We start from the raw sequence: 11,215 nt of genomic DNA, 5'->3' as shown, positions 1-11,215 counted from the left end.
GCAAGCGCTTCGACTTCAAATGCCCCATCGAGGTGATGGGAGAGGTCATGCAAAACTCCATGGCAATGCGGCATGATGCTCCGGCTTCAATTCAATAACCGTGTTGCACTCAGCTCCTGCAACCGCCGTCCTTAAACTCAACCACGACTGAATAGCTCATGTGATTTGCTCCATGCCTGCGCAATATCGAGATTTGAATTGCGTCAATCGGACAGTAAGTCAGACGGCAAATAACAGCTACTGTCAGAGTTGACAGGTGTATGTATTTACAGTTGTGGTTTTCGGCGCGTGGAAAGTTACATCGACTGTTCGGATATGCACCCTGCCAAGTCTGACAGTAGATGAGATTCTCCCCTGGTTTTAGTGCCCAGAAACGAATGCCCGCTGATCCAGCATAGAAATACATGCTGTATCGGCGGGCGAGGCACTCCGACAGTCAGTTATGCGTGGTGACCTGTCCCAGATCATCCCCGGACGTTGTCTGCATATCGTTCTTGCGCAGGTTGGCGACATCGGCAGCCTTCACCGGCGCGCCCTTGTTACCCCAACTACCACGAATGAAGCTCACCACGTCCGCGACTTCCTGATCCGATAACCGCCAGGCAAAACCAGGCATGGTGAAAGTCGATGGCGCAGTGTGCGTCGCGGGCAATGTACCGCCCTTGAGCACAATGTGAATCAGCGAGGTCGGGTCGTCTGATTGCAACACCGGGTTGCCTGCCAGCGCCGGGAACACACGGGTGTAACCGTGACCGTCGGTGCGATGGCATGCCGCGCAGTTGTCGATGTACACCGAGGCGCCGCGCTGGCTGTCATCACCGTTCCACAGGGCCTCGGCGGCTGCCGCGTCGTATTGGTGTGGCTGATCGTTCGGATCATTGGCCGGCAATGACTTGAGATAGCGCGCAATCGCCGTCAGGTCGGCGTCGGTCATGTACTGCATGCTGTGGGTGACCACATCGCTCATGCCGCCGAACACGGCGCTGCGATCACTGCGGCCGGTCTTGAGGAATTGCACCAGTTGCTCCTCGCTCCAGCTGCCGAGCCCATCCTTGTGATCGCCACGCAGACTCTTGGCGATCCAGCCTTCCAGCGGCGCGCTGCCGGCCAGAAAGTGGTTGCCATCGGCCGCACTCAGGGATTTTTCCTGCATGGTCAGGGCACGCGGCGTATGGCAGGCGCCGCAATGTCCGAGCCCTTCTACCAGATACGCCCCACGATCGATCACCGGGTCGTCTGACGTCGACTTGTAGTCCTCGACCTTCGGCGCAAACATCCAGCGCCAGCCCATCAGCGGCCAGCGCATGCTCAACGGCCATGGAATGTCGCTGGCCTTGTTCTCTTGCGCGACGGGTTCAACGCCGTGCATGAAGTACGCGTACAACGCTTTCATGTCGGTTTCGCTGACACGGGCGTAGGACGGATACGGCATCGCCGGGTACAACGTACTACCGTTTTTGGCGACGCCATGACGCACTGCCTGATCAAAGTCCTCGAAGCTGTAATCACCCACGCCGGTTTTATCCGGGGTGATATTGGTCGAGTAGATCGTGCCGATCGGGGTTTCCATTGGCAGGCCCCCGGCGAACGGCTTGCCGTTTTTCGCGGTGTGGCACGCCACGCAGTCACCGGCGCGGGACAGGTATTCACCCTGCTTGATCAAGGATTGATCGACTTCGGCCGCTTGCAAAGCAGCACTGCCGAGCAGCGCGAGGGACGCGATAACAAACTTCTTCATGGTCATCGCTCCTTAAGCCTGAACCAGCGGGCCGGGGTTTTTCAGGTATTGCTCGCGGATCGCCTTCGCCGACCAATAGGTCAACGCCGCGACCAGACCGGTCGGGTTGTAGCCCAGGCCTTGCGGGAATGCCGAGGCGCCCGGAACGAAGACGTTGTGCACGTCCCAGCTCTGCAGGTAACGGTTCAACGCGCTCTTCTTCGGATCGGTGCCCATGATCGCGCCACCGTTGAGGTGGGTGGTCTGGTAGGACGCCGTATTGAAGTGGTCGCCGACTTTCTTGCCGATCACCGCAATGGCTTTCGGGCCCATCGCTTCGGCGACCTTGCCCATTTTCTCGACCATGAAGCGGTTCATCTTGATGTCGTTTTCCTGCCAGTCGAAGGTCATGCGCAGCAGCGGCAAGCCGTAGGCATCGCGGTACACCGGATCGAGATCAAGGTAGTTACCTCTGTAGGACTGATGCGCGCCGTGGGCGTCCATCGACACCTGGTGGGTGTAGTAATCGGCGGTCGCGCGTTTCCATGCGCTGCCCCAGGCCGGCGTGCCCGGCGGGTTCGAGGTGCCGGCAATCGGTCGGCTGCCGGCCTGGTTGACCCACATCGGCGAGCCGCCGACGAAGCCGTGCGGGCCGTGGTCGAAGTTGTCGGCGTTGAAATCATCCAGCGCCACACCGTTACCGCCGGCCCCGATGAAGTTGTTGGTGTGGGTGTCCTTGTCGAAGAACGCCTTGATCGTTGCCATGTTCTGGTAAGCGAAGTTGCGCCCGACCACGCCTTCGCCGCTGATCGGATCGTAAGGCTTGCCGATCCCGGAGAGCAGCATCAGTCGCACGTTGTGCAACTGGAACGCGCCGAGGATCACCAGATCCGCCGGTTGCTCGATCTCCCGACCTTGCGCATCGATGTAGGTGACGCCGGTGGCTTTGGTTTTGCTGCTGTCGAGATTGACCCGCAGCACATGGGAATTGGCCCGCAGCTCGAAATTCGGCAACGGTTTGAGCGCCGGCAGAATGTTCACGTTCGGCGAAGCTTTGGAATACATGTAGCAAACGTAACCGCTGCAAAATCCGCAGAAGTTGCACGGGCCCATCTGCGCGCCGTAGGGATTGGTGTACGGCCCTGAAGTATTTGCCGAAGGCAGGTTGTAGGGTTTGTAGCCAACCTCTGTGGCTGCTTTGCCGAACAGCTGTGCGGAAACCGTGTTCTTCTGCGCTTCCAGCGGGAAAGGGTTCGAGCGGTCCGGCGCGTAAGGGTTACCCCCCTTGCCCTGACCCACCAATTGACCTTTGACGGTCCAGGCCTGGCCCGAAGTGCCGAAGACTTTTTCGGCGTAATCGAAGAACGGCTCCAGCTCTTCATAGCTGACGCCGAAGTCCTGAATGGTCATGTCCTTGGGAATGAAGCTTTTGCCGTAGCGTTCTTCGTAGTGGCTGCGCATGCGCAACTCGATCGGGTCGACGCGAAAGTGCACGCCCGACCAGTGCAGCCCGGCGCCGCCGACGCCATTGCCCGGCAGGAACGCACCCAACTGGCGGTTCGGCAGGGCGATGTCGTTGACGCTGTGGCGAATGGTGACGGTCTCTTTGGAGATGTCCTGAAAGAGTTTTTTGCGCACGCTGTAGGTGAGTTCGTCGATCACCTGCGGATAGTTGCCGTCGGGGTAGGTGTCCTGCATTGGCCCGCGCTCTAGCGCCAGCACGTTGAGGCCCGCCTCGGTCAGTTCCTTGGCCATGATGGCGCCGGTCCAGCCAAAACCGACGATCACTGCGTCGACCTTCTTCATTACGGTTGCCATGCTCACGCCCTCTCGCCGCGAATCGAAACTGCCGGGAAGGGGTATTGCTCGTTGCGTTCCACCCAATCCATGAAATCGGCGCGGGCGCCGGGGAAGCCGATCATGGTCCAGCCGACCATGCCTTTATTGCCGCCATGGATCGGGTCGCAGAAGAATCCTTCTTTGGTGTTTTGCAGCAGCAGGTTGAAGAAAATCTTCGCCGGGACGCTATCGAACTGCGGTTTGCCGGCTTCGAGTTGCTTGAGCAAATCGTCTCGGGTAGCGCTGTCTTGCTCAGCAAATGTTTTACCGTTGAGGGCTTTTGTCCACTGATCCGTGGCGGCGATGCCGAGACGATAGATCTCTTTAGGGACCAATTTGCTTTGCCAACCCATCTCCGGCGCCGCTTCAGCGTTGAACGGACCCTGCATGTACCAGAGGGCTCCGGCAGCGTAGGGCGTGTTCATCTGACGATCGATATATTCCGGCACGCCCGCTTCAATCGCACCTGGGCCTTGAGCGTCAGCGGGAATCAACTGCGCCACGGCGGCATTGATGAAGGCCCATTCCTCTGCGGTGAAATAGCTCGGCTGATAAACGCCCGCGTCAGCGCGAGCCGGTGGCGCCGCGGGTGTGGCCGGAGCGGCTTCAGGCGAGGCATGCAGGACACTGCTGCCCAAACCGGTGCCGGCGAGGGTGACCACTGGAATCAGGGTCAGGGATTTGCGTAAAAAATCACGCCGCGGGTTGTCTCGATTTTCATCAGACATTGGGTTGCACCTCATCAGGCATCAAGATTGGTCAACCGTTTCTGCGAACGGCTTGAGGATTTGCTGTCGCGACGTGGCCGGTTTGACCCGTAAAAGGGGGACGTGTCTGCAACAAGATGTGACAAATGGTAGCAGGCTAAGCATCTGGATGAATCGATAAAGCGCAAAAAAGACTGGAATTGCGCGGTGAGGGTTGAGCAAAGAATGCCGATTCACGCTTCTTTGACACCCGGCTCACGGGGCTTTGACCGCCAAACGGCGACGCTGAGGCTCCTGTCACTGAAAATCCCGATACGGTTAATCCAGCATGTCCCGAGTGCATCTTTTTCCTGCTGTGTGCTTGTCACTTGTAATGCTCTTGCAGTTGTTTCCGGCACAGGCTGCCGAGCCTGCGGCCCTTCGTCCTGCGCAATGGGCGCAGCCGATTGAAGTGCAATACAACCTGTTCCAGATGTCGCCAACGCTGTACCGCAGCGCGTTGCCCGACGATGGTGCCGTGCCGTTATTGAAGAATCTGAAAGTGGCCACGGTCATCAACTTCCTGCCCGAAGCCGATAGCAACTGGCTGTCCACGCCCGGCATTCATCAAGTGCAATTAACGTATCGCACCAACCACGTCGACGACAGTGATGTGCTCAAGACCCTGCGTGCGATTCAGGAAGCCGAGGCCAGTGGCCCGGTGTTGATGCACTGCAAGCACGGTTCCGACCGCACCGGGCTGATGGCCGCGATGTACCGCGTAGTGGTGCAAGGCTGGAGCAAAGAGGACGCTCTGAACGAAATGACCCAAGGTGGTTTTGGTGAAAGCGGCCACTTCCGCGACAGCGTGCGCTATGTGATGCAGGCTGATGTCGACAAGCTGCGTACCGCGCTGGCCAATGGTGATTGCAGCACCAGCGCGTTTGCGACCTGTTCGCTGAAGAGCTGGTTTCAGACGGTTAATCTGAAGTGATCAATCGGTGGTGGCTGCAAAGAGTTGCGTGTCGACCGGTTGGCCGAGAAAGGCTTCCAGCGCGGTCAGCAACGAGCCGGAGTCGCCAGGGGCAAAGAACGCCTCGCGAAAAGCGCGGCCCGCTTGCGGGTTGAAAACCCCGTCCCGCTGGAACCGCTTGAACGCTTCGGTCGCCAGCACCCCTGACCACTTGTAGGCATAGACCGACGCTTCGTAACCGGTCACCAGGTAATCAAAGCCAAAGGCGAAACGGTGATAACCCGACAGTCGCAGGTGCGGCATCTCGCGTTGCACATCCTCGAAGACCTGTTCGATGCTGCGGCCATCACCATGGCTGCGATGCAACTCCAGATCAAACAATGCCGTCAGCAGCAGTAGGGTGGTTGATCGACTGGTCTGGGCGCCAAGCGCAGCCAGTGCGGTGTTGACTCGCGCCTCTGTCAGACGTTCGCCGCTCTGGTAATGCGCCCCCAGCCACAGCAGAAAGTCTGGTGACTGACACCAATGCTCGAACAGTTGCCCGGCGAATTCCGCCGTGTCGCGTCCCAGTTGAGAGATCCCCGCCAGGTTGCGATGGGGCGAGCGCGTCAGCACATGCTGCAAACAATGGCCGAACTCGTGAAACAGCACCCGCAGGTTTTCGTGGGAGAGCAGGCACGGGTGCGCTTCGGTGGCAGGCGGGAAATTGCAATTAAGGCAAGCGATCGGCAGCGCTGGTCGCCCCTCGGCATTGATACTGCGAATGCGTAACACGGAGGTGAACGCAAAATCAGTGGCGTCTTCGCGGTGGAAAGGGTCAACGTAGATGTGCCCGATCACTTGCCCGTGCTCGCTGACATCCAACAGTCGGACGCTGTCATGCCAGTGGCTGAGTGCTGTCTGCTCGACGATGGTGATGCCAAACAGGTGCTCGCAGAACCGGCAGAGTTTACGCAACGTGTCATCAAGCGAAAAATACTGGCGCAAGCCTTTTAGCGCCCCGTTCAATTGTTGCAGGCGTAATTGCTCGGCGAGAAATTCCTCATCCCACGGTTGGATATCTGCATACCCCAAGGTGAGCGCAAAGGCTTTCAACCCCTGCGTATCACTCAGCAGATGCGGCGTATTCAGTACTATTTGCTGGCGTATAAACGCACTGACTTGCGCCGGGGAGGTGGCCATACGGTTTGCCAGGCGCAACTCGACGAAATTCTCGAAGCCCAATAATTGGGCTTTTTCGTGGCGCAACGCGACCAGTACCGAGAGGACCGGATCGTTGTCGAGTTTTTCTGCCTGCGGGCCTCGATCAGACGCGCGGTTGATCCAGGCCGTGAAGTACTCTTCACGCAGCGCGCGGTTTTGCGCATGAGTCATGATTTGTCGATAGGTGTTCTGATCCAGCGTGAGCAACCAGCCGCTGTGTCCAGCCGATTTCGCCTTGAGGGCCAGACGTGCCTGTACCTCGGCAGACAGGCCTTGAAGTAGCGTGATGTCGTTGATGCGCTTGCTCCACGCGGCGTTGGCCAGTTCCAGATTGCTTTGAAACAATTGCTCCAGATTCCGGATATCCCGGTTCAGGCGGGCAAGTTTTTGCTGTTGCGCTGGCTGCAGTTCGATACCGGACAAGCGGAAACTGCGCAGAATCTTCGCCAGCGAGGCTTTGCGTTGATCATCGAAACTGGCGGCAACCGCACTTTGCGCCAGGCGTTGATAGGTACGGTACAACTCGAGATTGGCGGTCTTGTCGTCTATGTATTGGCCTGCAGCGTGGCTGCACAACGCGCTTTCCCTGAGCCAGTCGGCGTCGTCGGATTTGACCTTCGATAGCGTGTCGATAATGCCCACTGCTTCCGTCAGGCGCGCATCGGCCGAATCGATGGCCACCACCAGATCATCCCAGTTTGGATGCTCGGTCTGGCTGGCGATCACTTGGGCAATGATCTGCTGGTTTTCGGCAACGATCACGTTGATGGCGGGCAGCAGATGCTCGGCGCGAATGTCCGACCACGGGGGCAATGACCAGTGTTGTAAAAGCGGATTGGTGTCAGGCATGACGTCTTCCTTGAGGGTTGGCTGAAAGGGCCAGCCTAGGCAGGAAGCGCAGGGGAAGGGCGGTAGATAGTTACCACCTTCCACCGCTGATCGGTGGAAGGTGGTACTGACTCAATGTTGCTCGTCAGGCTTTTTCGCAAGTTTCGGATTAGGGAAAAACTGCACTGCCTGGACTTTCTTGTCCGCTGGCGGTTTCAGCGCGCTGGTGTTGACCCGCGTGCCCAGCTCTTTTGGAACCGACAGCCCTTGCTCGTTCAGCGTGTCGGAGTAACCGCAGGCCACGCATTCGCGGTGGGGCACGGTGTCCTCGTTCCACATCATCAGTCTGTCCGGCTCGCTGCACGCCGGGCAGACAGCCCCGGCGATAAAGCGTTTTTTGGTGATCACTGGCCCCTCACTCATGCTGCCGCGCCCTCGGTCAGGCCGCTGTGACGCAACAGTGCGTCAATCGATGGCTCACGGCCACGGAAGTCGACGAACAGCACCATCGGCGCTTGCGAGCCGCCGCGCGCCAGAATCGCTTCACGGAAGGCGCGACCGGTTTCAGCGTTGAGCACACCGTCTTCTTCGAATTTTGAAAACGCATCGGCCGACAGCACTTCCGCCCACTTGTAGCTGTAGTAACCCGCCGCGTAACCGCCGGCGAAGATGTGCGCAAAGCTGTTGGGGAAGCGGTTGTAGGCCGGAGGACGCATCACCGACACCTCGTCACGCACGCCTTCGAGCACTTGCAGCGGGCTGCGGCCATCACCGTGAGTGGCATGCAGTTCGAAGTCGAACAGCGAGAATTCCAGCTGACGCACCATCATCAGGCCGGACTGGAAGTTCTTCGCCGCGAGCATTTTTTCCAGCAGGTCCTGAGGCAGCGCTTCGCCGGTTTCGTAGTGACCGGAAATCAGCGCGAGGCCTTCCGGCTCCCAGCACCAGTTTTCCATGAACTGGCTCGGCAGCTCGACCGCATCCCACGCCACGCCGTTGATGCCCGACACGCCGGCATGCTCGACGCGGGTCAGCAGGTGATGCAGGCCGTGGCCGAATTCGTGGAACAGCGTGGTCACTTCATCGTGGGTCAGCAGTGCAGGCTTGCCGCTGTCGGCCGGGGTGAAGTTGCACACCAGATTGGCGACCGGGCTTTGCAGCACGCCGTCGACAGTACGGCGACGGTCGCGGGCGCCGTCCATCCACGCACCGCCACGCTTGTTGGCGCGGGCATACAGATCGAAGAAGAAGCGGCCGACGTGCTGGCCGTTTTCCTTGATTTCGAACAGGCGAACATCCGGGTGCCAGGTGTCGAAGCCTTTCTGCTCGGCGATCTCGATGCCGTACAGACGCTGGACGATGGCGAACAGACCACCGAGAACCTTGTCGATCGGGAAGTAGGCGCGCAGGGTTTCCTGGGCGACGCTGTAGCGTTGTTCGCGAAGTTTTTCGCCGTAGAAACCCACATCCCAGCTTTGCAGATCAGCGCAACCCTGCTCGGCGGCGTAGGCGCGCAGTTGTTGCAGATCCTGGGCGGCGAACGGCTTGCTGCGTTTGGCCAGATCGCGCAGGAAGCTCAGCACCTGATCGCTGGACTCGGCCATTTTGGTAGCAAGGCTCAACTCGGAGAAACTGGCGAAGCCCAAGAGCTTTGCCAGCTCCTGACGCAGGTCGAGAATTTCTTCCATCACCGGACCGTTGTCGTTCTGACCGGCGTTCGGGCCTTGATCCGAGGCGCGGGTGCAGTAGGCGGCGTAGACTTCTTCGCGCAGCGCACGGTCCTGGGCGTAAGTCATCACCGCGTAGTAGCTTGGGAATTCCAGGGTGATCAACCAGCCATCGAGGTCCTTGGCCTGGGCCGCGGCAGCCATTTGCGCCTTGGCCGAATCGGTCAGTCCGGCGAGGACGGCTTCGTCGGTAATATGCTTGGTCCACGCTTGAGTGGCATCGAGCAGCTGGTTGGAGAAACGGCTGCCCAGCTCGGACAGCTTGCTTTGCACTTCGGCGTAGCGCTTCTGTTCGGCCTCCGGCAGGTCGATGCCCGATAGACGGAAGTCACGCAGGGCATGTTCCAGGATAGTTTTTTGCGCGACGTCGAAACCGGCGGCTTCCGGGCTGTTGGCCAGCGCTTCGAAAGCCTGGAACAGTTCGCGGTTCTGGCCCATCTCGGTGGAGTAGGCGCTCAATGCTGGCAGGCACGACTCGTAGGCTTCACGCAGTTCGGCGCTGTTGCACACGGCGTTGAGGTGGCTGACCGGGCTCCAGGCTGCGCCGAGGCGATCATTGAGTTCGTCCATCGCCAATACCAGGCCGGCCCAGGTAGGGTTCTGGCCTTGGCTCTTGAGGATTTCGGCGATGGCGACGCGGTTGTCGGCCAGGATGGTTTCGATGGCTGGCAGGACGTGTTCGGCACGGATCGTGGAGAACGGCGGCAGGTCGTAGGACTGCAGAAGAGGGTTGTTCACGCTCACGGTTGGCACCTTGGCTGGAAGAAACATGTGCCCATCTTAATTACAATCGACACTCACCGCAGCTATCGGCGACAGAGAGAGAACTAATCGTGTCCCTTCGCAAATACCAGAACCATACCCCGCAGTTGAGCAAAGGCGCCTTTGTCGACGGCTCCGCGGTGGTGATCGGCGACGTCGAAATCGGCGAAGACAGCTCCGTCTGGCCGCTGACAGTCATCCGCGGCGACATGCACCGCATCCGCATCGGTGCGCGCACCAGCGTGCAGGATGGCTGCGTGTTGCACATTACCCACGCAGGCCCGTTCAACCCCGATGGCTTCCCGTTGTTGATCGGCGATGATGTGACCATCGCCCACAAAGTCATGCTGCATGGCTGCACCGTCGGCAGCCGCGTGTTGATCGGCATGGGCAGCATCGTCATGGACGGCGCGGTGGTCGAAGACGACGTGATCATCGGCGCTGGCAGCCTGGTGCCGCCGGGTAAGCGTCTGCACAGCGGCTTCCTTTACGTGGGAAGCCCGGTGAAACAGGTCCGGGCGCTGACCGACAAGGAAAACGCCTTCTTCACCTACAGCGCGGCGAACTACGTGAAGCTCAAGGACCTGCACCTGGCCGAAGGCTACGACACACTCTGAATCGAATTCGCGACTGCTCAGGAATACTCATGCATTACCAGACCGTACTGTTCGACCTCGATGGCACCCTGACCGATCCGCGTGAGGGCATCACCCGTTCCATCCAGTTCGCGCTGAGCAAACTTGGCATTGATGAGCCAGACCTGACCAAGCTTGAGCACTTCATCGGCCCGCCGCTGTTGCAGGCATTCATGCAGTTTTACGACTTTGATGAAGCGAAGGCGTGGGAGGCGGTGAATTTCTATCGCGAGCGCTTCAAGGTTACCGGTCTGTATGAAAACCGCGTGTTCGAGGGCGTCACGCCGCTGCTGGAAACCTTGAGTGGCCAAGGTCGGCAGCTCTACATCGCAACGTCCAAACCCTGGGTGTTCGCCCGCGAGATTGCCCGGCACTTCGACTTTGCCCGGCACTTCAAGGTGATCTACGGCAGTGAGCTGGATGGCACGCGGACCAACAAGGTTGAGCTGATTGCGCACCTGCTCGCGGAAGAAGGGCTGGACCCGGCGAACACCTTGATGATCGGCGATCGCAAGCACGACCTGATTGGCGCGCGCAGCAATGGTCTGGACGCGGCGGCGGTGGGTTATGGCTTTGGCAGTTTTGAAGAGTTGAATGCCGAGACGCCGGCTTATCACTTTGAAACGCTGGCCGAGTTGCATCAGGCATTTTTGCAGCGCTGATCAATACGTCATCGCTGGCAAGCCAGCTCCCACATGAAAGCGGTGTCTTCAGGGGCACCGCATTCACTGTTGGATCTGGCTCCCACAGGTAAGCGTGTCACCAAGGTCGCCGCAATCACTGTGAGATCTGCTTCCCACAGGTAAGCGGTGTCTTCAGGTTCAGCAAAATCCCTGTGGGAGCTG

Annotated in this window: 9 protein-coding genes; 3 read left to right on the top strand and 6 right to left on the bottom strand. The window is 59.3% G+C overall.

Features of this window, described 5'->3' with window-relative positions:
* Positions 1–436: 436 nt before the first annotated feature.
* Genes JJD74_RS27970 through JJD74_RS27960 form a run of 3 tightly spaced genes read right to left on the bottom strand, consistent with a single transcriptional unit; the run spans position 437 to position 4,284 of the window.
* A complete protein-coding gene (locus tag JJD74_RS27970; protein WP_200617396.1) occupies positions 437–1,738 on the bottom strand; it encodes a c-type cytochrome in 1,302 nt (433 codons plus the stop codon).
* 12 nt (positions 1,739–1,750) lie between these two features.
* Complete coding sequence (locus JJD74_RS27965; protein ID WP_042556983.1) at positions 1,751–3,535, bottom strand: GMC family oxidoreductase; 1,785 nt, start codon at positions 3,533–3,535, stop codon at positions 1,751–1,753.
* A gap of 2 nt (positions 3,536–3,537) precedes the next feature.
* Entirely contained in the window at positions 3,538–4,284 is a 747-nt protein-coding gene (locus tag JJD74_RS27960) for a gluconate 2-dehydrogenase subunit 3 family protein (protein WP_042556984.1), read from the bottom strand.
* A gap of 307 nt (positions 4,285–4,591) precedes the next feature.
* Here JJD74_RS27960 and JJD74_RS27955 point away from each other — a divergent pair, with 307 nt between their 5' ends.
* Positions 4,592–5,236 (top strand): phosphatase domain-containing protein, encoded by a 645-nt coding sequence (locus JJD74_RS27955; RefSeq protein ID WP_042556985.1) that lies wholly within the window; start codon positions 4,592–4,594, stop codon positions 5,234–5,236.
* Here the strand turns inward: JJD74_RS27955 and JJD74_RS27950 are convergent, their stop codons facing one another.
* The 3 genes from JJD74_RS27950 to prlC all read right to left on the bottom strand — a co-directional run bounded on the left by JJD74_RS27950 (position 5,237) and on the right by prlC (position 9,744).
* Positions 5,237–7,267, bottom strand: a complete 2,031-nt coding sequence (locus tag JJD74_RS27950; RefSeq protein ID WP_200617394.1) for a M3 family metallopeptidase — start codon at positions 7,265–7,267, stop codon at positions 5,237–5,239.
* A 111-nt stretch (positions 7,268–7,378) separates the two neighbouring features.
* Entirely contained in the window at positions 7,379–7,669 is a 291-nt protein-coding gene (locus JJD74_RS27945) for a YheV family putative zinc ribbon protein (protein WP_042556987.1), read from the bottom strand.
* Complete coding sequence (prlC, locus tag JJD74_RS27940; protein ID WP_164488103.1) at positions 7,666–9,744, bottom strand: oligopeptidase A; 2,079 nt, start codon at positions 9,742–9,744, stop codon at positions 7,666–7,668. The genes JJD74_RS27945 and prlC overlap by 4 nt, the downstream gene beginning before the upstream one ends.
* Before the next feature lie 62 nt (positions 9,745–9,806).
* Between prlC and JJD74_RS27935 the strand changes: the two genes are divergently transcribed.
* Complete coding sequence (locus tag JJD74_RS27935; RefSeq protein WP_042556988.1) at positions 9,807–10,352, top strand: gamma carbonic anhydrase family protein; 546 nt, start codon at positions 9,807–9,809, stop codon at positions 10,350–10,352.
* A gap of 29 nt (positions 10,353–10,381) precedes the next feature.
* A complete protein-coding gene (locus JJD74_RS27930; protein ID WP_042556989.1) occupies positions 10,382–11,032 on the top strand; it encodes an HAD family hydrolase in 651 nt (216 codons plus the stop codon).
* Positions 11,033–11,215: the final 183 nt, after the last annotated feature.

Origin of the sequence: Pseudomonas sp. MF6776 (assembly GCF_016613125.1) — a bacterium.
GTDB classification, from domain to species: domain Bacteria; phylum Pseudomonadota; class Gammaproteobacteria; order Pseudomonadales; family Pseudomonadaceae; genus Aquipseudomonas; species Aquipseudomonas iridis.
Note: the sequence above shows the minus strand (reverse complement) of the source record. Positions and strands in the feature narration are given on the sequence as shown.

Bases quoted from the DNA above. Each gene is read 5' to 3' on its own strand.
- JJD74_RS27970 (WP_200617396.1), bottom strand. From the start codon at position 1,738: ATGAAGAAGTTTGTTATCGCGTCCCTCGCGCTGCTCGGCAGTGCTGCT.
- JJD74_RS27965 (WP_042556983.1), bottom strand. From the start codon at position 3,535: ATGGCAACCGTAATGAAGAAGGTCGACGCAGTGATCGTCGGTTTTGGC.
- JJD74_RS27960 (WP_042556984.1), bottom strand. From the start codon at position 4,284: ATGTCTGATGAAAATCGAGACAACCCGCGGCGTGATTTTTTACGCAAA.
- JJD74_RS27955 (WP_042556985.1), top strand. From the start codon at position 4,592: ATGTCCCGAGTGCATCTTTTTCCTGCTGTGTGCTTGTCACTTGTAATG.
- JJD74_RS27950 (WP_200617394.1), bottom strand. From the start codon at position 7,267: ATGCCTGACACCAATCCGCTTTTACAACACTGGTCATTGCCCCCGTGG.
- JJD74_RS27945 (WP_042556987.1), bottom strand. From the start codon at position 7,669: ATGAGTGAGGGGCCAGTGATCACCAAAAAACGCTTTATCGCCGGGGCT.
- prlC (WP_164488103.1), bottom strand. From the start codon at position 9,744: ATGTTTCTTCCAGCCAAGGTGCCAACCGTGAGCGTGAACAACCCTCTT.
- JJD74_RS27930 (WP_042556989.1), top strand. From the start codon at position 10,382: ATGCATTACCAGACCGTACTGTTCGACCTCGATGGCACCCTGACCGAT.